Here is a 21,321-nt window from a genome sequence, read left to right as displayed (position 1 = left end):
ATATAAGATTGTCTAATAACTGTCAATCTTTCTATCATGAAATTATTTCATTTTCTCAAAAAATATGGTATTCTGAAAAATAATGTCAATAAAAAATTGGAAAGGGGTATCTTAATGATATTATCATGCCAGAATATCTGCAAAACTTTTGTTGAAAAACCTGTCTTGCAGAATATCTCATTTCACTTAAATGAAAACGACCGGCTGGCAATCATCGGATATAACGGTGCCGGAAAATCGACACTTTTAAAAATACTGATTGGAGAAATTTCCAGTGATGATGGGGAAATTTCTTTAAAAAAGGATGCCAGCATCGGCTATCTTGCCCAACATCAGGATCATACATTTCATCATACGATCTTTGATGAACTTCTCTCCGTTAAGAAGGAAGTCATTGAACTAGATGAACAGATGCGTACATATGAACAAGAAATGAAGCATCTGACCGGTGATGCACTGGAGCAGAAAATGAACCAGTATACAAACGCAACTCATAAATTTGAACAGTTAAATGGATTTGCTTACAAAAGTGAGATCACAGGAATCCTTAAAGGGCTTGGATTTTCCGAAGAAGATTTTTCAAAAGAGATCAATACCTTATCTGGAGGGCAGCGAACTCGTGTTGCTCTTGGTAAACTTCTTCTTAAGAATCCAGACATCCTGCTTCTTGATGAGCCGACAAACCATCTGGATGTCGATTCTATCAGATGGCTTGAAAATTATTTATCTCATTATAAAGGTGCCGTGATCATTGTATCTCATGATCGTTATTTTCTTGACAAAATTGTCAATAAAGTTATGGAGATCGACCAAGGGCATTCCATGCTGTTTGATGGAAATTATACTACATTTATTGAGAAACGCGACCAGATCAAAGCAATCCGTCTAAAAGAGTATAAAAACCAGCAACAAGAGATCAAACACCAAAAGGAAGTTATCAAAAAATTAAAGCAGTTTAATCGTGAGAAATCGATCAAACGAGCAGAAAGCCGCGAGAAAGCTTTAAACAAAATTGAAGTTTTAGAAAAACCAACTGAATATAATGCAGACATGCGTCTTAGCATTGAGCCAGAAGTAGTCAGTGGAAATGACGTTCTTACATTAAAAGATGTTTCAAAATCATTTGGAAGCAAACCTCTATTTGAAGGTCTCAGTGCAGATATCTTTCGTGAAGAACGCGTTGCCCTAATCGGTCCAAACGGAACTGGTAAGACCACCTTATTAAAGATCATTTGCAAAAAGATCAGCAATAACGGAGGAACGATCACTCTTGGTGCAGGTGTTTCTATCGGTTACTACGATCAGGCACAGGATAACTTAGATGATTCTAAAACCATCTTTGATGAAATTTCTGATGCCTATCCTGACCTGAACAATACAAAGATCCGTAATACACTTGCAGCATTTTTATTTTATGGAGAAGATGTATTCCGTCCGATTTCCTCTTTAAGTGGTGGCGAAAAAGGTCGAGTTTCCCTTGCAAAATTAATGCTTTCTCATGCAAACTTTCTGATTCTTGATGAGCCGACAAACCATTTGGATATTCAGTCAAAAGAAATCCTTGAATCAGCAATGAACGCTTACACTGGAACGATTCTGTACGTTTCACATGATCGTTATTTCATCAACAAAACAGCAACAAGAATTCTGGAAATTTCTGACCACGGATTAACTTCATATCCTGGTAATTATCAAGATTATATCGCACAGAAAGAGAAAGAAAAGGCTGCTCTAAATGCTGCTTCTACTTCCGCTGTTTCTGTTGATACGGAAGCAAAACTTGACTGGAAACAACAAAAAGAAGAACAGGCAAAGCAAAGGAAACGTGAGAACAGACTGAAAAAAGTCGAAGATATGATCACCGACCTTGAAACAAAGCAAGAAGAACTTTCCGAAGCCATGTCTTTACCTGAAAATGCTTCTGATCCTGCAAAACTAATGGAACTTAGCAACAAACAGGCAGAGATCACTTCTTCTTTGGAAGAACTTTATGAAGAGTGGGAAACTCTTTGCTAATTGATCAAAAAACATATATAATAAGAATGTTAATCGTATTTTAAACAGGAGGTTTTTATGAAATTAATATCCTTTGTTGTACCTTGTTACAACTCTCAGGAATATATGAGACACTGTATTGATACATTATTACCAGGAGGAGACCAAGTTGAAATTCTTATCGTCAATGATGGTTCTTCTGACAATACAGCTGCCATCGCCGATGAATATGAAAAAAAATATCCTGATATCTGCCGTGCTATCCATCAGGAAAATAAAGGACATGGTGGTGCCGTTAATACAGGAATCAAAAATGCAAAAGGAATTTATTTAAAAGTTGTCGACAGCGATGACTGGGTAAATGAATATGCTTATGGCGAAATTCTTGATACACTCTCTACTTTCTACAAACAAGGAACAGTTCTTGATATGCTGCTTTCCAATTATGTGTATGAAAAACAGGGTGCTAAGAAAAAAACAGTGATCCACTATCGTCACGCAATTCCAAAAGACAAGATCTTTTGCTGGGATGATGTCGGACGTTTCCCTGTCAGCCAGTATATTCTAATGCATTCTGTCATCTATCGTACAGCCCTGCTTCGTGAATGCCAGTTAGAGCTTCCAGAACATACATTTTACGTTGATAACATTTATGTATTTAAACCACTGCCATATGTAAAAACGATGTATTATCTTGATATAAACTTCTACCGCTATTTTATCGGACGTGATGACCAGTCTGTCAATGAAGCAAACATGATCAAACGTATCGACCAACAGTTTAAAGTTACTTACATCATGATCGATTATATGGCACAATTTAATCTTGTAAGTAAACCATTAAAACGCTATATGAGACATTATCTTTCTATCATCATGTGTATTTCTTCCGTAATCGCAGTAAAATCTGGAACAAAAGAGCATTTAAAGATGAGAAAAGAATTATGGAAATACTTATACGGAAAAGATAAAAAATTATATCGCAAGATTCGTCACAATATCACAAGCTGTGCTGTCAATCTTCCTGGATATGTTGGAAGAAAAGCCACGATCGGTATGTATAAAGCAGCCCGCAAATTTATTGGTTTTAACTAATTTTTTATATTTTAAACTATACACTCAAAAGACTCGTTTTTGCGGGTCTTTTTTGTTTCCATATGTACGTGTTCTGCGTATTCTAACAATAAAGACAGAAAGGATTTTAATGATGATAGCTTCTGTTTCAAAACAGATTCATGCTGATCTTGCACACCAGCATGGTTTTTTAGGAGAAGGCATTGGCATTGCTTATCTTGATACCGGACTTTTCCCTCATAAAGATTTTGCTCCATATTCCAGCCGTATCGCTGAATTCATAGATTTCGTACAATATCGATCTTTTAGTTATGATGATAACGGACACGGAACTCATATTACAGGAATTGCTGCTTCTTCTGCGGTCTTTGATTCTGACTATCTTGGCATCGCTCCAAAATCTCATATTATAGCATTAAAAGTATTAGATGCATCAGGAAATGGGGTTCAAAGTGCATTTTTAAAAGGACTGGACTGGATTCATAAACATCACAACTCTTATAACATCCGCATTGTCAATATTTCAATTGGAAGTTCTGCTTCAGAAGAAAGCCCTGCTTCCATAGAATTATTAACACATGTTAACACATTATGGGATGACGGCCTGATCGTATGTATTGCTGGTGGAAATCACGGACCAAAATCTCACAGTATCTCCATTCCTGGAAATAGTCCAAAGATCATTACCATTGGATCAAGTGATGATACCTCCCCAATGATCGGCAGACGCGGATTTAAAGTTCAATATTCTGGTCGTGGTCCAACCTCCTCATGTGTTATGAAACCAGACGTTGTTGCTCCTGGAACTAATATTTTTTCCTGTGCTCCAAATCACCGTTATACTTTAAAAAGTGGTACTTCCATGGCAACCCCGGTTGTTTCTGGTTCACTTGCTCTATTACTCGAAAAGTATCCTTTTTATACAAATAAAGATGTAAAAATGAAGCTTCGTAAAAACTGTGACAAATTAAAAACCCCCAGGCACCATCAGGGCTGGGGGAGGATTAATTTAAAAAAATTAATGGATTTATAAAATTTTAACTTGATTCTTCATCAAACAAAAATTCACATAAAACTTGATTACTGACAAGAATCCCTTCTTGTGTCAGCAAGATTTGATCTCCTTGTTCTTTGATAAAGCCTTGTTCTATGGATTCTTTTAGAGGTTTCTCATAAACAGAATCCATAGAACAGCCAAAACGCTCTTCGAATTTATTTTTTGAAATTCCTTTCGTCTTCCTTAACCCAAGAAACATAAACTCTTCCATCTGCTCATGAACGGATAACGGACGAGTTTGGCTGTATAGCTCATCAAATGATGTTATCTTTAGATACTGTTTCATATCCGATGGATTCTCAAAGCGTCTCTCATCCATATAAGACGATGCATTCAATCCAACACCAAGATATGGAATATGTGACCAGTAACCTAAATTATGTCGACTTTCAAAATCTTTTTTTGCATAATTTGAAATCTCATACTGTTCATATCCATATTCCTTGAGAATCTGTGCTGTCATCTGATACATCCGCACCTCATCTTCTTCCGACGGCAGAAGATCTTCTAAATTCTCATCTTCATAAAAAGGGGTTCCCTCTTCTATGATCAAACTGTAAGCTGAGATATGTTCCGGTGAAAGTTCTGCGATCGTTCTTAAGTTTTTCTCATAGGAATGAATTGTTTGCTTTGGAATCGCACTCATAAGATCGACACTGATATTACAAAATCCAGCTTCTCTCGCCCAATTGTAACATTGTAAAAACTGTTCATAGGTATGAATTCTTCCAAGATATTGAAGTTCTTCCTGAATCGTTGACTGTAATCCAAAACTGATCCTGTTGATCCCGCTTTCTCTGTATGTACAAAGTTTCTTTAAATCTACCGTTCCGGGATTCGCCTCAATCGTGATCTCTGCATTCTCACTGACCTTAAAATACTGAAAGATAACATTACAAATTTCTTTGATATACTGTTCTTTCAGATAAGATGGCGTACCACCTCCGATAAAAACAGTCACTACTTCCTCTTTTGTAAGTTTCTTTCCCCAGAAAATCAATTCTTCTTTTAATTTTGTTATATAATCATCGATCACTGCATTCTCTGCCTGAAACGAACAAAAGTCACAGTATCGACATTTGCTTTTGCAAAATGGTATATGAATGTAAAGTTCAATCTTTTTAGTCTTCATCTAATTTCAGAACACTCATGAATGCTTCCTGTGGAATTTCAACATTTCCTACCTGACGCATTCGTTTCTTTCCTTTCTTCTGTTTCTCTAACAGTTTTCTCTTACGAGAGATATCTCCACCATAACATTTTGCCAGAACGTCTTTTCTCATCGCTTTGACAGTCTCTCTTGCAATGACTTTACTTCCGATTGCTGCCTGAATTGGAATTTCAAACATATGTCTTGGAATCTCTTCTTTTAGTTTAGAACACATCTTGCGTCCACGTTCATATGCTGTATCTTCATGTACAATAAATGAAAGTGCATCAACTTCTTCTTTATTGATCAGGATATCTAATTTCACAAGTTTTGATGTCTGATATCCTTTCATCTCGTAATCTAAGGATGCATATCCTCTGGAACGTGATTTTAATGCATCAAAGAAATCGTAAATGATCTCATTTAGTGGAAGTTCATAACGAAGCAATGCTCTTGTCTCTTCCATATATTCCATTCCAAGATAAACTCCACGCCTTTCCTGACATAAGCCCATGATCGCTCCGACAAATTCTGATGTTACCATGATCTCTGCTGTAACGATTGGTTCTTCCATATGATCGATCTCTGATGGATCAGGAAGATTTGATGGATTTGTCAATTCGATCATTGTTCCATCTGTCTTATATACACGATAAATAACCCCTGGTGCTGTTGTTACAAGATCCAGATTATATTCTCTCTCTAAACGTTCCTGAATGATCTCCAAATGTAATAATCCAAGGAATCCACAACGGAATCCAAATCCTAACGCAACCGATGTCTCTGCTTCAAACTGAAGTGCTGCATCATTTAACTGAAGTTTTTCTAATGCATCCCTTAAATCTGGATATTTTGCCCCATCTGTTGGATATAATCCACAATATACCATCGGATTAACCTTTTTATATCCAGGAAGTGGCTCTGCACATGGATTATCCGCATCTGTGATCGTATCACCGACTCTTGTTCCCTGCACATTCTTAAGACTGGCTGTGACATATCCAACCATTCCAGCAGTTAATTCATCACATGGATTAAATCTTCCAGCCCCAAATGTTCCAACTTCCACAACTTCTGCACTTTCTCCGGTTGCCATCATCTTCATCTTTGTTCCAACTTTGATCGTACCTTCTTTAATTCTTGTAAAGATGATAACTCCTTTGTATGCATCATACATACTATCGAAGATCAGACCCTGAAGAGGTGCATTCTTATCTCCCTGTGGTGCTGGAATCTTCTCTACGATCTGTTTCAATACCTGCTCTACATTTAATCCGCTCTTTGCTGAAATCTGTGGTGCATCTTCTGCATCAATCCCGATCACATCTTCAATCTCTGCTTTCACACGTTCCGGATCTGCACTTGGAAGGTCGATCTTATTGATCACCGGCATAACTTCCAGATCATGGTCGATCGCAAGATATACGTTTGCTAATGTCTGAGCTTCGATTCCCTGTGCCGCATCGACAACAAGGATTGCTCCTTCACAGGCTGCAAGACTTCTTGAAACTTCGTAATTAAAATCGACATGTCCTGGAGTGTCGATAAGATTAAAGATATATTCTTCTCCATCATCTGCTTTATATACAATTCGCACTGCCTGAGATTTGATCGTAATTCCACGTTCTCTCTCAAGATCCATATTGTCAAGAACCTGTTCCTGCATCTCCCTGTCAGTTAATGTCCCTGTCATCTGGATGATTCTGTCTGCTAATGTTGATTTTCCATGATCTATATGTGCGATAATGCAAAAATTTCGTATTTTACTCTGATCTATTGCCATAAGTTCCTCCTAATTATATTTCAAGTACATATAACTTTTTACATACTCCATTTTAGTATAACACATCACTTAATAATTCAGCAAGTAAACTCATGGATGCTTTCGCTTCTGACAATGTATTGTTCTGAGCTCCAACTTCAACCAAAAGGCTTCTTCCTCTGTAATGCAGATTATAACGATATCCTTTCATATAAATTTTTCTTGTAAAACCAGGATATTTTTTTGCTGCCTGTGCCTGAAGCTGCAGACTGAACGCTAAATTCATCTGTTTATTAGGATTTTTCAGATATCTAATATTTCCATTGGATATGGTACGGCTCATACCATTAAAAAACATGATCTGTGCCATCCGTCTGCCCTTTTGCATTGTAACAAGTTTTGTTTTTTCACTGACACCATCACGGTGCAAATCGATCACCACTTTTATAGATGGATATTTCTTTAAATGATTCTCTATTGCATTTGCTGCATAATTATAGGCTTTTGATCGTTCTTCTTTCCCGTTTTTTTTATCATAAATATTACGGTCATGTATAACAGAAATATTTTTCTCTCTTAATTTCTTAACCAGCATATCCCCTACACCGATCACTGTATCTGATTTTTTTCCTCTTTTACTTCCTCTGTATGTCTCACTCCCATGCGTATGATAGATCAAGATCTGCGGTTTTTTTGTCTTTTTTAATTTAAGATCCATGTTGAGTAAAACTTTTCCATTCAGTTCACTGTTCAATGCCATTGTTGTACTGTCGATCTGATAAATATATTTTCTTAAATATTTGGGATTTTCCCATTTTTTTGCATGAAATCTTTTTGCTTCCTTTTTTACCTCCTGAGCAGCTTCATCTGTTGTCTCATCATCCTGAAAATGGTAATAATCCTCCTGTACAAGATCTTGCTCATCTTTATCTTTATAGTCTGTCCGATATTGTAAAAATGGTACAGTATCACGATAATATATACGGATCATATCAGACAAGATCATCCCTGAAAATGTTTCTTCTTTCTTTGACAATGCTGGACAAAATTCAGTAATCACTTTTCGATAATACCCATCGATCATCTCTGCTATCATTGTGCCTGACACCTGTTTACTAAAAATTATAAAAAATATAAAAATCCCTATCTGTATGATCCATCTCTTTCTTTTCTCCATACTTTCATTGTATTCATGGGTTCTTTAATTATGCAATAAATGATTAATGCCTTCTGATATGGTATAGCTGATCCTTTTCATTGATTCATCAATATTCTTTGGTGTTACATGCATGGAAATAAATTCTTCATCCATATTTTCATATTCTTTTTCCAATGATCTCCTACCAAAAAGATCATGAATGATCGCTGGTACAGAAATTACCGTTGGCACTCCAATGGCAAATACCGGAACACCGATCGTATGTTCCGTAATCTCACTTCTATGGTTCCCAACCCCTGAACCAGGTGAAATCCCAGTATCACTGATCTGAATCGTTTTATTTAATCTGCTGGAACTTCTTGCCGCCAGTGCATCAATTGCGATCAAAACATCTGGTCTGATCTTTGCTGCCAGCGATTCCAAAATCTCACTTGTCTCAATTCCTGTCTGTGCCATAACTCCCGGCGCGATCGCACTTAACTCATACTGATATTCTCCAATTCCTTCTCTTTCTAAATGCCTTGTAATGCAAAGATTATTTACAACTTTAGGTCCTAATGAATCTGCTGTTACATTAGCATTTCCAAGGCCTGCGATCAGTATCTTTTTTCTCTTTCCAAGCATCTCCTTTAGATTTAAAAATAATGCTTCACTCATTTCTTTATGAAAACTCCCATCATTTGAAGACAGATTTTTTGCTTCGATCGTAATATAACTCCCTTTTGGTTTTCCAAGAGAAATTTCTCCTTTTTTATTTTTGATTATGATCTTTGTTTCTTTAATATGATTTGCTGTATCTATCCTTGTTTTTACAATAATTCCAGACTCCGCAGATCCAATATTTTTTTCTTCCTTCAATTCTAACGCCAGATCTGTACGATTTTGCATCAATGTTTCCTCCTTTTTTGTGTAGTATGTGATTGTTTTTAAAAAAATATTACATTTTTTTGCCAAAGTTATTGACAAATGAGGACATTTTCTATAAGATATAACAGTATGTTTTGTGTATAGCTAACCGTGTCTCGCTATAGACAAGATTCAAGAAAAGTAAGAAATTTAAGTTATTATATTGGAGGTGCCCACTTTGGCAAATATTAAATCAGCAAAAAAAAGAATCAAAGTTATCAACACAAAAACAGAAAGAAATAAAGCAATCAAAACTAAAGTTAAAACATATATCAAAAAAGTAGAAGCAGCTATCGCAGCTAACGATAAAGCAGCAGCTTCTGAAGCTTTAACAGCTTGCATTTCTGAGATCAACAAAGCTACTTCTAAAGGAATCTTCCACAAGAATACAGCTTCCAGAAAGATCTCTCGTTTATCTAAAGCTGTTAACGCTATCGCTTAATTTTAAATATTAAGAATCGAATATAAATATAATTAACCCGCAAAAAAGAAGCCACCGTCAGGCTTCTTTTTTGTTTACATTTTTAGAAAATAAACAGGATAGCCACTCTTATTATCTGGCTATCCCATTTTTAACTCCTTTATTTTATTTCTGGCTGAACTCAATCAGTAACAGTTCCACTCCAACCCTGTCGCTGATCTTTCCTGTTTTAATCGCCTCATCTGTCTTCGTACATAACTCGAGCATATTGCACAGTGTTTCCATCGAAAACAGCTTAGCCTGATCTTTTAATTTTCCTGCCACAAATACTGGTACTTTCATCTGCTTGGCGATCATTCCATTATTCTTTCCTAATCTGTCTAAATCCTTTACTTGAAGCAGCTGATTACACTGTCTTACCAACAACGCAAGAATCCCAAATGGAGACTCTCTCAATTCGATCAGATCGTAATATAATGTAAGTACTTTTTCTCTTTGTTTTCTTGCAATTGCTTCAAGCATTACAAAAATCTGATTTGTCGTCTGAGACGATGTCAATTGTTCTAAATCATGAATCGTAATCTCTTTTCTTTCTCCAACATAGGAAATCAGCTTTTCCAGTTCATTTTTTAATGTATACATATCAGATCCACAACGGTATAAGAAACTTCGCATTGTTGAAGATGACATCTGTTTTCCTTCTTTCTTAAGTAATGACATCAACCATCTGGATAATTCTTTATCTCCTGCTGATTCAAAACAGACTACATGTCCTTCCTTCGAAAGGAACTTATAAATCTTTGAACGTTTATCAACACTATCTTCAATAAAAAGAAGTACACTTGTATCAGAAGCTTCTTTTAATGCCTCAATAAAAGAATCATCACTCTTCTTTCCAAGGCCTGTCTCGTCCAAGATAATGAATCTATGATCACTAAAAAATGGCAGTGTCTTTGCAAGCTCTGCAATCTCCACTGAATCAGCCTTTTTCCCTTCAAAATAAGAATAATTCATCGTATCATCTTCTGAAACTAAAGCCTTCTTTAACTGATTCTTCATCTGGGAGATCATATATTTTTCTTCTCCGTAAAACAGATAAAATCGTTCATATGTATTTGTCTTGATATCTTCTAATATTTTCTTCATATTTTTGCATCTCTTTCTCTGGCTTTTGATAGTATACCTTGTTTTTAACTGATTTTCAACCATCTCTTTTCTCTCGAAAAATGACAGCTCCATTTGTGTCTGTTCTTTTGATCTTCGTATGGCAGCTTTTTAACCTGTGAATTGTTTCCTTATGCGGATGTCCATATCTGTTATTTTGTCCACAGGATATGATCGTTTGTTCCGGCAATACCTTTTGCAAAAATTCGCTGCTCGTAGAATTCTTAGAACCATGATGTGCTACTTTTAATATTTCTGCGTGGCTAAGTCCTTCTCCCAGAAGCTGTTCTTCTCCTTCTTTTTCTACATCCCCTGTAAGAAGTAATTTGTATCCAAGCACATTCCCTTGCATGACAATTGAAGCCGCATTCTTTTCCATCTTACTGTTCTTTACCGGATGGAGAACTTTAAGATAATCATCTTTCGTCTTAATTGTTCTTCCTCTCGATAAATAAAAAACTTTAGTATTATTTTGTCTTGCCGCTTCTATGATCTTTTCCATTGCTGCATCCTTTTGTATTTCAGGAAGTCCAAGATATTCAATCCTTCCCATCTTAAGAAGTTCAAGAATTCCAGAATAATGATCCACATCCATGTGGCTGATAACTGCAATTTTGACCCTTTGATATCCAAGATATTTTATATATGGAAGAATCCTATATTTTCCAACTTGATCTTCACTACTGCTTCCTCCATCTGATATTATCAGTCCTGCATTGGTATCAGCAATAAAACAGTCTCCCTGTCCAACATCAAGAAAAGTGATCGTCTTCTTTCGAAACTTTGGTATAAATATAAGAAGCACAATTCCTGTATAAACAAGACCAATCCTGATCTTAAATTGAAGTTTATTTCTTTTAGAAGTACACAACAAAAGCAGACTATAAAACAAAATCACCCAGAAAAATGGTACATGCCCGATTGTAAGCATTCCATATGATCGTTTGGAAAGCCATAAGATCACATATATCATCCACGAAATGATATCGTGAAAAATTGTATGTGGAAGAAAGATCAAAACAAACGCCACCGTAAATGCCGTCGATGCCAATGGTACAGCTATCACATTTGCCAAAAACGAAAGAAGCGGTGCTTCATATTGAAAATAAATTATTATTGGAAACATTCCAATCTGAATCGCTGTACAAAACAATAAAGATTCTCTTATTTTTTGAAACTTGCCCTTAAGCCTTGGCTTGATCCTCTGATAACATCCGATCACAAAAACCGCTGTAAATGAGTAAAGGAACGCTGTATCATAAATCCTGTATGGACGTATAAGAAGCAATATCACACCAGCAAAAGAAGCCGATGATAATAAATCGTAATGTTCTCCTAAAATCTGCGATAAAAAATAGATCAAAAGCATGATCAATGCTCTTAAAGAAGATACTGAAAATCCCGTTAAAGCACAATAAAATACCGCTGACATCGTTCCAATAACTGAACTGATCATAAAGCTGCCACAAAGTCTGCGAAACAGCCGATAAATGCTTCTTCCTGCCAGCGAAATATGAAGTCCAGATACTGCCATTAAATGAATCAGACCGCTTTCTTTAAAATCATCTTTTACAGTATCATTAAGCTTTGTTTTATCTCCAAGCATCATTGCATTCAGGAAATTTGAAATTCCTTCATCATACTGCATACTAAGTTGTTGTTTTAAATATTTTCTGCATCTTGCGATCATTTGATCTAAGCATAACTCTGTAGATTTTTTAATAAGTATGTCTTTTGAATATGCATGATAATAAATACCTCTGCTAAAATAATAATGCCTGTTGGAAAACTGTCCTGGATTGGTTGCTCCATCAAAGACTTTAAGGCTACCCCTAAAAGATACGACATCGCCTGAACTTATTTCTTCGTCATTTGATGTATATAACAAAATTTTTCCTTCCAGCATATCATTTTTAAGAAGCAATGCCTGCTTTCCGGTTTTTGTTTGCGATACTTCAACTACCTTTCCTATGATGTCCTGTGTTTCATTATATCTGACTTGTGAAAAATCAAGATTCATCGAGATTTTAGCAGATGCAGCAAATATAATTCCTAAGATCATTCCTGCGATGATCCATCCATATCCCTTATCAAAGCAAAGCATACACACCATAATGCAGAGTCCTGCAAGTAAATAAAAAGCCGTTGCCATGGATAAAATATTCCATACAACGGCCATTCCGGATAATACTCCGGTAAATATAAGAACCATAGGTCTTTTTTTCATAAATCATTTCATTGGCAATTCATCAAACACAAAACTGTCTCTTCCAAGTGCTCCTAATGCTGTTCCATCTGTATCAAGCATAGGTTCTCCTGAAATCGAAAATGATACATAGTTAATTCCTTTCAATTGAGTTAATGTATAAACAATCCCCGCACGACAGATTAAATCTTTGTTCTCTGCAATCCGTTTATATCCCATTGAAAAATCAACCTGAACAATATTGCTGTTCACCTCAAAACTGTTGATCACAATTCTCTTTGGTATAACAGACCTTATGTTCTGACTCTTTGGCGTCTTCTGAAGTTCTCCTAATAACGTCTGAACTTTCTGAATCTGACTGCCTTTTAATCTGATATTTTTTCTTTTTAATATGAGTTTTGTCACATCATTGTTTGTGTAATAAATCGCCGTTCCTTTTTGATTGCTCTGGTCATTCGTTTCTTTCTTTGACCGGCATCCTGTAAGTGCCAGAACAAGAATCAGACAGAACATCATCATAACAGATTTTTTCTTCATCTTCTCCTCCTAGCCTTTATATTTTAACGGAATTCTTAAGGTAAATGTTGTTCCTTCACCAACTTTACTGTACAGCTTAATCTCTCCATTATGAAGAGATACAACGCTTTTCGTGATCGCAAGTCCAAGTCCGGTACCTCCAGTGTCTCTTGATCTTGCTTTATCCACTCGATAGAAGCGATCAAATACCTGATCCTGGCAGTCCTCTGGAATACCTACACCTGAATCCGCTACTTTCACATAGAAATACTTATGATCAGCATTCAATGTAACACGGATCCATCCGTCATCTTTGTTGTATTTAATACCATTCTCGATCAGATTTGTGAGTCCAAGTGATAATTTCACTTCATCAATCTCCGCAGTAACCGGACGAAAACTTTCAAAGATCAATTCAATATTACGTTGAAGTGCCAGCGGCTTTAATCTCTTCATAACAATCTCTAACAATTCATTAATGCTGACTGTAGTGATCTGAAGCTGTGCTGCTTTCTTATCTAGTTTTACCAAGGATAACAGGTCAGAAATAATAACATTCTCTCGATCGATCTCCGCGACAATATCCTGCATAAATTCACGGTATAGTTCTGCTGGAACCTGATCTCCCTGCTGAATCAGAGAATCTGCAAGAACTTTCATTGATGTCATTGGTGTTTTTAATTCATGAGACACATTCGATACAAATTCCTGTCTGGATTCTTCTAATGTCTGCATTCTTCCAAGAATCTCGTTAAAGCGCTGTACAATCATACGCATTTCCAAAAATCCTGTCTCTTCAATCGACTCATCCTCATGCCCAGATGCAATAAAATCAACGTCTTTCTGAATCTTCTTTAAATCTCTTGTCAGTAAATAACTGATTGCCATCGCCGCACACAATCCGCATATAATGAAAGCAACCAAAAGCATATTCCTTCTGTGTTCCATCTCGATGACTGCACCCATCATATCTTCTGATGGAACAGTCGCCATTACTGCACCAAGAATCTGTGTTTTATTTCCTGTCTTGTATGTGATTGGAACCAAAACTTCAATATATTTTCCATTCTCTGTAACAATTCTTTCTTTGTTTCCCTCCATGATATCAAGAATATTCTGATTCAGGAAGAATCTTGACTGAAAATCTGTATGTGTATCTTTTATGATCTTATAATTACTTTTGATTACGATGATCCGACCATTCATACTCGCTGCTAATTTATCTGTCTGGGTAGAAAGAGAGTTGGAGCCATCGTCTAAACGAAAATCAACTCCAACTACCTGATCTCCAAGCCATGCACACTGACTAGCTACACTATCAACTTTCTGATCATATATTTTCTCTCGATATCCATCATTCAAAAACTTACTAAAAAAAACAGATATCAATGTCGTCAGCAAAAAGATTGATAGAAAGATAAAGAACTGCATACTATGTAAGAAGGCAAATCGATCTCTCTTACGCTTGAAAATAGTAACCTACCCCCCACTTTGTATGTACATAGTCCGGTACTCCGGGATTCACTTCGATCTTCTCTCTCAGTCTTCGAATATGAACATCAACAGTTCTCGCATCTCCTGGATAATCGTATCCCCATACGGTATTCAACAGATCCTCTCTGCTATATACTTTATTAGGATGAAATACCAAAAGTTCAAGCAGATCAAACTCCTTGGCTGTCAGATTCACTTCTTTGCCGTGAATATGTACTCTGCGGCTTTCACAGTCGATCTTTAATCCTCTGGATTCTACAACTTTTGCAGATTCCTCTTCTTTCACATCGTGATGTGCGCTTCTTCGTAAAATAGCCTTGATCCTTGCCTTTACTTCCAGAATATTAAACGGCTTGGTAATATAATCATCTGCACCATATTCTAGTCCTAGAATCTTATCCATGTCTTCTCCCTTAGCCGTCAGCATAATGATCGGAACATTAGAGAATTCACGAATTGCCTGACACACTTCAAATCCAGTCAGACCAGGAAGCATCACATCAAGAAGAATGATATCGTACTTATTCTCCTTTGCTTTCTCTAATGCTTCTTCACCATCGTAAGCACAGTCAACCTGCATCTCGTCTTGTTCTAAACTGAATTTAATGCCTTTCACGATTAGTTTTTCATCATCAACAACTAAGACCTTCCTCATTTTTCCACCTCTATAAATTATATTGTTATCTTGTCTTTGATCTTATTATAGATTCCCTCTTTGATTCCTTGAATCTTCATGATATCTTCAGGGCTTGTAAAAGAGCCATGTTCCTCTCGATAAGAAATAATATCATTCGCCTTCGATTCTCCAATTCCAGAAAGTGTCTTTAATTCCTCGACACTTGCAGTATTGATATTAATCTTTCCAGAGGAAGATTGTGTGGCGTTCACATCGGTTGTTTCCTTCTTTGTTACTTGTTTCTTCGATGGGATTGTAATCTGCTGCCCATCTTTCATCTTCTCTGCCTGGTTAATACTCTCTGCTGATGCCTTGGATGTCAGTCCTCCAGATGCCTTGATCGCTGCTACGATCCGGTCGTCCTTTGAAAATTTATATACACCTGGATGCTTTACTTCTCCACAGATATAGACGTAAATAGAATCTTTGGATGAGGATTTCCTGGCCGTTGTCGTCTTCTCCTGCCTTGATGCTATCATTACATCACTTCTGCGTGTACATCCACTAAATATAAATATCACCACCAGCAAAATGTTTATTATTTGGACTCTTCTAAACAACATAAACCTCCCGGTCTTATGCAAAGAGCCTGGAACATGTAAATCTATTTTCTATTTTAGCGAAAATTATAATACTTTACAAGAGATATTTATCATTTCCATTTAAATATTAACAAACCTGCAACAAACAAAACAACTCCTAAAAGTTTTATCCATGCAAAACCTGTTTTTTCCACTCCAAACAATCCAAATACCTCGATCAGATAAGAAATAACACTTTGCGATGCAACGATCAGCATAGCAGACTGTGCAGGACCCAGACTTTCGATACTTTTAATTACCGTAAATGTGATCGCTGCTCCAATCATCCCTCCAAGCAAAAGGTATTTAGGACTTACTTTTAGAAGCATTGTAAAGCTTTGATCTTTTTCTGTCACAAACCATATGATCAAGCATGCCAGAAATCCTGTTGCCTGAACAAACGTACTCGTTGTCCAGGTACTGCTTTGTTTTGTTACTTCTGTATTAAACACTCCCTGAATGCTCATAAGTGCACCCGAAACTAACGCAATGATCAACCCTAACATATAAAAAAACCTCCATGAAAAACTATCTTTTTATAAATAGTCTTTCCACAGAGGTTCATTTTATACATCTTATGCAATACAATCTTCTAAAATAGAAAGCATCTCATCAACATGTTCTTTTTCAATGACAAGTGGTGGCACGAAACGAATGACATTATTTCCTGCTGAAATTAAGATCAGTCCTTTCTCTAATGCTTTCTTAACAATATCTCCAACTGGATGATCTGCATCAAATTCAAGACCTTGCATCAAGGCAATTCCTCGATGTCCTGTAATACAGCTGTATTTATCTTTTAATTCTTCTAATTTATCCCACAGATATGCTCCCACTTCTTTTGCATGTTCTGGAATCTGTAATTTCTCAAACTGATCAAATACGGCATTGATCGCTGCTGTTGCAAATGGATTTCCTCCATAAGTTGTTCCATGATCTCCTGGAACTAAAGCCCCATCAGCCTTTTCTCCTACAACAAATGCTCCAACTGGAACACCACATCCAAGTGCCTTTGCAAGTGTTAAAACATCTGGTTTCACTCCATAAAGATCATGTGCAAATAAGGATCCACAACGTCCCATTCCACACTGGATCTCATCAAAGATCAGTAAAATATCTTTTTCATCACAAACTTTACGAAGTCCCTCTAAGAATTCCTTATCTGCAGGGAAAATACCACCTTCACCCTGAACAACCTCACAGATGATTCCGCAAGTCTTGTCTGTAATCTTTGATACAACATCTTCTAAGTTATTAAATTCTGCAAATACGGCACGGAATTCTTTTGGCACGAATCCATCCTGATAATGGCTGTTACCCGTAACAGATAAAGCTCCCTGGCTTCTTCCGTGGAAAGAATGATTCATAGCGATAAATTCATAATCTTTGGAATCATCTTTGTTATATGCATACTTTCTTGCAACTTTTAATGCACCTTCGATCGCTTCTGTTCCACTATTTGTAAAGAATACTTTTTTAAGTCCTGAAGCATCAACAATCTTCTTTGCAGCTTCTACTGCTGGAATGTTGTAATATAAATTTGATGTATGGATCAGCTTGTCAATCTGATCTTTTAATGCCTGATTGTAGGCTTCATTTCCATATCCTAATGCAAATACGGCAATTCCTGCACCAAAGTCTAAATATTTTTTATGGTCAGCATCGTATAAATAAACGCCTTTCCCTTTTTCTAATACAACTGGAAAACGATTGTATGTCTTTAAGATATACTGTTCTCCCTGGTCGATATATTCCTGCTGAGTTTTCATCTTAACATCCTTCCTCATCTTCACTGAACAATGGTTTATCAAATAATGGTTCTTTTAAGATAGCTGTTCCGATACCTTTTTCTGTAAAGAACTCCAGTAACAAACAGTTTGTCAAACGTCCATCTAAGATATGAACTCTGGAAACTCCACCTTCGATCGCTTCAATACAGTTTTTAAGTTTTGGAAGCATTCCTCCACCAACAACTCCGTTGTCAATAAATTCTTTTGCCTGTTTTAAATTCATCTCAGAAATCAGTGTTGATTTATCCTCAGGATCTACAAAAACACCTTCGATATCTGTTAAAAATACAAGTTTCTCTGCATTTAATGCTTCTGCAACTGCACATGCTGTATCGTCAGCATTAATGTTATATGCTTCGTAATTATCTCCTAATCCGATTGGAGAAATAACTGGTACAAAATCATCTTCGATCAGTGCTTCAAGAAGTGTTGTATCAACGCTCGTTACTTCACCAACATATCCAAGATCTTTTCCTGGCATCTCTTTTTTCTTAACGCGGATCATTTCTGCATCTTTTCCAGAAAGACCTACTGCTTTCACTCCAACTTCTGCCATCATGGCAACCAGTTCCTGATTAACTTTAAATAATACCATCTCAGCAACTTCCATTGTCTCTTTATCTGTGACACGAAGTCCATGATAAAATTCAGGTTCTTTTCCTGACATACGAACCCATTTACTGATTTCTTTTCCCCCACCATGTACGATGATCGGTTTCATACCTACTAATTTTAATAAAGCAACATCTCGGATAACACTCTTTTGAAGATTCTTATCTTTCATGGCACTTCCACCATATTTAACAACAACATAACTGTTATTAAAACGACGGATATATGGTAATGCTTCTGTTAATACCTTTGCTTTTTGTTTTGACTGTTCGATTAATTCTTCGATTTCATTTCCCATCTGTTCCATTCATTTTTCCTTTCGTAACTGTCTTGCTTTTCTGTATTTTATTTTATGATCTGTAATCCGCGTTGATCGTTACATAATCATGAGTCAGGTCACATCCCCATGCAGTTGCCTCAAAATCTCCATTATGTACGTTGATATCTGCTGTCACTGCATCTGCGGATAATACTTTTGTTGCCTCATCTTCAGAATAATCTGTTGCAATTCCATCCTTTACGATTTCAATCACACCATCCGCACTCTTTAAGCTGATGTCAACCTTCACTGGATCAAAATCAACTCCCGCATATCCAAGTGCGCAAAGAATTCTTCCCCAGTTCGCATCTTTTCCATAAATTGCTGCTTTTGTAAGACTTGATGTCACAACAGATTTACTTAAGATTTTCGCATTTTCTTTAGAATCTGCACCTGCTACATGAACTTCAAATAAACGTGTACATCCTTCTCCATCCCCTGCGATCTGTTTTGCAAGAGACTGGTTCACATATAATAAACCTTCTTTGAATGCTTCATAATCAGCATCTTTTTCTGTGATTTCTTTATTCTCTGCCATTCCATTTGCTAAAACGAAAACAGTGTCATTTGTAGATGTATCTCCATCAACAGATACCATATTGAATGTATCTTCGATCAGTTCTCTCTGAAGTTCTAATAATAAAGCTTTATCAATCGCTGCATCTGTTGTGATAAATCCAAGCATTGTTCCCATGTTTGGATGAATCATTCCAGAACCTTTGCACATACCTGCAATTGTAACTGTCTTTCCAGCAATTTCTACTTCTACCGCTGCTTCTTTTGGTTTTGTATCGGTTGTAAGGATTGCCCATGAGGCATCTTCTTCACTCTGTCTGTCAGCTTTCAATTCAGGAACTAATTTCTTGATTCCTTCTTTAATAACATCCATTGGAAGCTGCTGTCCAATAACTCCTGTGGAACCTACGACAACTTCTTCTGGTTTGATATCTAACAAGGCTGCAACTTCTTTTGCTTCTGTTACAGCATTTTCATATCCCTGTGCACCAGTACATGCATTGGCAATTCCTGTATTAACTACAACGGCTCTGACTGCTTCTTGTTCCTCTACAATCTTCTTTCCCCATAAAACTGGAGCTGCTTTTACGATGTTCTTTGTAAATGTTCCTGCGATCTTTGCTGGCACTTCACTTACGATCATTGCCATATCTTTGTTTGTCTTCCCTGGTTTGACTCCAGCACGAAGTCCTGCACATTTGAAACCTTTTGGAGCTGTTACTCCGGCATTGATGATCTTCATAATTCTAGTCCTTCCTTACCAAAGTTCTATGGGAACATTGGTACTAATTCTAATCCTTCAGTTTCTTTTAATCCAAACATAAGATTCATGTTCTGTACTGCTTGTCCAGCTGCACCTTTTACAAGGTTATCCATAGCACCCATCATGATGATGCGGTTTGTACGTTTATCAATCTTAAAGTTGACATCTACATAGTTACTTCCTTCTACCCATCTTGTCTCTGGGCAGACATCTTTATCTAAAACTCTGACGAATTTTTCATCTTTATAATAAGAATCATAGATTGCTTTGACTTCTTCATAGCTTACATCTTTCTTAAGTGTTGCATAAGCTGTCACCAAAATTCCACGATTCATTGGAATTAAATGTGGTGTAAAGTTTAATAACACTTCTTCTCCAGATGCATAGCTTAACTGATCTTCAATCTCTGGAGTATGTCTGTGTGTTGCGACTCCATATGCTTTGATGTTTTCATTGACTTCACAATATAAATTGTTGACTTTTGCTCCACGTCCAGCTCCGGATGTTCCTGATTTTGCATCGATGATCACACTGTTCATCTCGATCAGTCCTTCCTTCGCCATTGGGTAGATAGATAATGTAGAGCATGTTGGATAGCATCCTGGATTAGCGATCAATCGTGCTTTCTTGATATCTTCACGGTTAATCTCACAAAGTCCATAAACTGCTTCATCGATAAATTCTGGACTTTGATGTTTGATTCCATACCATTCTTCATAACGATTGACATCTTTGATACGGAAATCTGCACTTAAGTCGATGATCTTAACTTTTGATAAGATATCTTCTGACACTAATGAGCTGCACAGTCCCTGTGGTGTTGCTGTAAATATGACATCTACTTTGGATGCAAGTTCATCCATGTTATCGTCTAAACATTTGTCATCCACAATCTGAAACATATTTCTAAATACTTCATAATATTTCTGGTCTATATAACTTCTGGATCCATACCATACAACTTCTGCATCTTTATGTTGTGTAAGGATTCTTACAAGTTCCTGTCCTGCGTAACCTGTGGATCCAATGATTCCTGCTTTGATCATGTTAATCTCCTTGTCCTTCTCTTTTATAATGTAGGTTATTTTTTCAATCATTGCTCATAAGTATACAACCGAATTTTAAAATATGCAATAGTTTTGTATAAATATGCAATTATT

19 protein-coding genes are annotated in these 21,321 nt (G+C 36.6%); 4 read left to right on the top strand and 15 right to left on the bottom strand.

The window, feature by feature from the left end; genetic code table 11:
• Positions 1-114 precede the first annotated feature (114 nt).
• From abc-f to KE503_RS12655, 3 genes are all read left to right on the top strand, one after another.
• Positions 115-2,016, top strand: coding sequence for a ribosomal protection-like ABC-F family protein (gene abc-f / locus KE503_RS12665; protein ID WP_022375297.1), 1,902 nt, complete (start codon positions 115-117; stop codon positions 2,014-2,016).
• 57 nt (positions 2,017-2,073) lie between these two features.
• The gene (locus tag KE503_RS12660) at positions 2,074-3,090 is read left to right on the top strand and encodes a glycosyltransferase (protein WP_212385412.1); all 1,017 of its coding nucleotides are present in this window, start codon (positions 2,074-2,076) and stop codon (positions 3,088-3,090) included.
• A 109-nt stretch (positions 3,091-3,199) separates the two neighbouring features.
• Positions 3,200-4,102 carry a S8 family peptidase gene (locus tag KE503_RS12655; protein WP_022375299.1) on the top strand — a complete coding sequence of 301 codons (903 nt, stop codon included), beginning with the start codon at positions 3,200-3,202 and terminating at the stop codon, positions 4,100-4,102.
• Positions 4,103-4,106: 4 nt separating this feature from the next.
• Here the strand turns inward: KE503_RS12655 and hemW are convergent, their stop codons facing one another.
• The 4 genes from hemW to gpr form a co-directional block, all read right to left on the bottom strand.
• Positions 4,107-5,258: a radical SAM family heme chaperone HemW gene (hemW, locus tag KE503_RS12650; RefSeq protein WP_212385411.1), complete on the bottom strand. Its 1,152-nt coding sequence runs from the start codon at positions 5,256-5,258 to the stop codon at positions 4,107-4,109.
• Positions 5,248-7,059: a translation elongation factor 4 gene (lepA, locus tag KE503_RS12645; protein WP_022375300.1), complete on the bottom strand. Its 1,812-nt coding sequence runs from the start codon at positions 7,057-7,059 to the stop codon at positions 5,248-5,250. Before lepA ends, hemW begins: the two co-directional genes overlap by 11 nt.
• Positions 7,060-7,111: 52 nt before the next feature.
• Positions 7,112-8,134 carry a stage II sporulation protein P gene (gene spoIIP / locus KE503_RS12640; protein WP_249183062.1) on the bottom strand — a complete coding sequence of 341 codons (1,023 nt, stop codon included), beginning with the start codon at positions 8,132-8,134 and terminating at the stop codon, positions 7,112-7,114.
• 105 nt (positions 8,135-8,239) lie between these two features.
• Entirely contained in the window at positions 8,240-9,085 is an 846-nt protein-coding gene (gene gpr, locus KE503_RS12635) for a GPR endopeptidase (protein WP_022375302.1), read from the bottom strand.
• Between the two features lie 196 nt (positions 9,086-9,281).
• Here gpr and rpsT point away from each other — a divergent pair, with 196 nt between their 5' ends.
• Positions 9,282-9,545 (top strand): 30S ribosomal protein S20, encoded by a 264-nt coding sequence (rpsT, locus tag KE503_RS12630; protein WP_022375303.1) that lies wholly within the window; start codon positions 9,282-9,284, stop codon positions 9,543-9,545.
• A 144-nt stretch (positions 9,546-9,689) separates the two neighbouring features.
• Here the strand turns inward: rpsT and holA are convergent, their stop codons facing one another.
• The 11 genes from holA to argC all read right to left on the bottom strand — a co-directional run bounded on the left by holA (position 9,690) and on the right by argC (position 21,207).
• The gene (gene holA, locus KE503_RS12625) at positions 9,690-10,670 is read right to left on the bottom strand and encodes a DNA polymerase III subunit delta (protein WP_212385409.1); all 981 of its coding nucleotides are present in this window, start codon (positions 10,668-10,670) and stop codon (positions 9,690-9,692) included.
• Between the two features lie 55 nt (positions 10,671-10,725).
• The gene (locus tag KE503_RS12620; RefSeq protein ID WP_055196932.1) at positions 10,726-12,915 is read right to left on the bottom strand and encodes a DNA internalization-related competence protein ComEC/Rec2; all 2,190 of its coding nucleotides are present in this window, start codon (positions 12,913-12,915) and stop codon (positions 10,726-10,728) included.
• Positions 12,916-12,918: 3 nt separating this feature from the next.
• A complete protein-coding gene (locus tag KE503_RS12615) occupies positions 12,919-13,431 on the bottom strand; it encodes a GerMN domain-containing protein (protein ID WP_022375306.1) in 513 nt (170 codons plus the stop codon).
• A 9-nt stretch (positions 13,432-13,440) separates the two neighbouring features.
• Entirely contained in the window at positions 13,441-14,841 is a 1,401-nt protein-coding gene (locus KE503_RS12610) for a sensor histidine kinase (RefSeq protein WP_117944763.1), read from the bottom strand.
• A 28-nt stretch (positions 14,842-14,869) separates the two neighbouring features.
• Positions 14,870-15,559: a response regulator transcription factor gene (locus KE503_RS12605; RefSeq protein ID WP_022375308.1), complete on the bottom strand. Its 690-nt coding sequence runs from the start codon at positions 15,557-15,559 to the stop codon at positions 14,870-14,872.
• A 17-nt stretch (positions 15,560-15,576) separates the two neighbouring features.
• Complete coding sequence (locus tag KE503_RS12600) at positions 15,577-16,059, bottom strand: ComEA family DNA-binding protein (protein ID WP_242852123.1); 483 nt, start codon at positions 16,057-16,059, stop codon at positions 15,577-15,579.
• Between the two features lie 173 nt (positions 16,060-16,232).
• Positions 16,233-16,667, bottom strand: a complete 435-nt coding sequence (locus KE503_RS12595; protein ID WP_055196929.1) for a DMT family transporter — start codon at positions 16,665-16,667, stop codon at positions 16,233-16,235.
• 69 nt (positions 16,668-16,736) lie between these two features.
• Positions 16,737-17,930, bottom strand: coding sequence for an aspartate aminotransferase family protein (locus tag KE503_RS12590; RefSeq protein WP_212385408.1), 1,194 nt, complete (start codon positions 17,928-17,930; stop codon positions 16,737-16,739).
• A 1-nt stretch (position 17,931) separates the two neighbouring features.
• A complete protein-coding gene (argB, locus tag KE503_RS12585) occupies positions 17,932-18,870 on the bottom strand; it encodes an acetylglutamate kinase (RefSeq protein ID WP_022375312.1) in 939 nt (312 codons plus the stop codon).
• A gap of 43 nt (positions 18,871-18,913) precedes the next feature.
• Positions 18,914-20,140: a bifunctional ornithine acetyltransferase/N-acetylglutamate synthase gene (gene argJ / locus KE503_RS12580; protein ID WP_055196922.1), complete on the bottom strand. Its 1,227-nt coding sequence runs from the start codon at positions 20,138-20,140 to the stop codon at positions 18,914-18,916.
• Between the two features lie 26 nt (positions 20,141-20,166).
• A complete protein-coding gene (argC, locus tag KE503_RS12575; protein WP_022375314.1) occupies positions 20,167-21,207 on the bottom strand; it encodes an N-acetyl-gamma-glutamyl-phosphate reductase in 1,041 nt (346 codons plus the stop codon).
• Positions 21,208-21,321: the final 114 nt, after the last annotated feature.

Origin of the sequence: Anaerostipes sp. Marseille-Q3525 (assembly GCF_018223505.1) — a bacterium.
Lineage (GTDB): Bacteria > Bacillota > Clostridia > Lachnospirales > Lachnospiraceae > Anaerostipes > Anaerostipes amylophilus.
This window is presented reverse-complemented; position numbering and strand designations above follow the sequence as displayed.

Excerpts from the sequence above, each read along its gene's own strand:
- abc-f (WP_022375297.1), top strand. The coding sequence starts at position 115 with ATGATATTATCATGCCAGAATATCTGCAAAACTTTTGTTGAAAAACCT.
- KE503_RS12660 (WP_212385412.1), top strand. The coding sequence starts at position 2,074 with ATGAAATTAATATCCTTTGTTGTACCTTGTTACAACTCTCAGGAATAT.
- KE503_RS12655 (WP_022375299.1), top strand. The coding sequence starts at position 3,200 with ATGATGATAGCTTCTGTTTCAAAACAGATTCATGCTGATCTTGCACAC.
- hemW (WP_212385411.1), bottom strand. The coding sequence starts at position 5,258 with ATGAAGACTAAAAAGATTGAACTTTACATTCATATACCATTTTGCAAA.
- lepA (WP_022375300.1), bottom strand. The coding sequence starts at position 7,059 with ATGGCAATAGATCAGAGTAAAATACGAAATTTTTGCATTATCGCACAT.
- spoIIP (WP_249183062.1), bottom strand. The coding sequence starts at position 8,134 with ATGATAGCAGAGATGATCGATGGGTATTATCGAAAAGTGATTACTGAA.
- gpr (WP_022375302.1), bottom strand. The coding sequence starts at position 9,085 with ATGCAAAATCGTACAGATCTGGCGTTAGAATTGAAGGAAGAAAAAAAT.
- holA (WP_212385409.1), bottom strand. The coding sequence starts at position 10,670 with ATGAAGAAAATATTAGAAGATATCAAGACAAATACATATGAACGATTT.
- KE503_RS12620 (WP_055196932.1), bottom strand. The coding sequence starts at position 12,915 with ATGAAAAAAAGACCTATGGTTCTTATATTTACCGGAGTATTATCCGGA.
- KE503_RS12615 (WP_022375306.1), bottom strand. The coding sequence starts at position 13,431 with ATGAAGAAAAAATCTGTTATGATGATGTTCTGTCTGATTCTTGTTCTG.
- KE503_RS12610 (WP_117944763.1), bottom strand. The coding sequence starts at position 14,841 with ATGCAGTTCTTTATCTTTCTATCAATCTTTTTGCTGACGACATTGATA.
- KE503_RS12605 (WP_022375308.1), bottom strand. The coding sequence starts at position 15,559 with ATGAGGAAGGTCTTAGTTGTTGATGATGAAAAACTAATCGTGAAAGGC.
- KE503_RS12600 (WP_242852123.1), bottom strand. The coding sequence starts at position 16,059 with ATGATAGCATCAAGGCAGGAGAAGACGACAACGGCCAGGAAATCCTCA.
- KE503_RS12595 (WP_055196929.1), bottom strand. The coding sequence starts at position 16,667 with ATGTTAGGGTTGATCATTGCGTTAGTTTCGGGTGCACTTATGAGCATT.
- KE503_RS12590 (WP_212385408.1), bottom strand. The coding sequence starts at position 17,930 with ATGAAAACTCAGCAGGAATATATCGACCAGGGAGAACAGTATATCTTA.
- argB (WP_022375312.1), bottom strand. The coding sequence starts at position 18,870 with ATGGAACAGATGGGAAATGAAATCGAAGAATTAATCGAACAGTCAAAA.
- argJ (WP_055196922.1), bottom strand. The coding sequence starts at position 20,140 with ATGAAGATCATCAATGCCGGAGTAACAGCTCCAAAAGGTTTCAAATGT.
- argC (WP_022375314.1), bottom strand. The coding sequence starts at position 21,207 with ATGATCAAAGCAGGAATCATTGGATCCACAGGTTACGCAGGACAGGAA.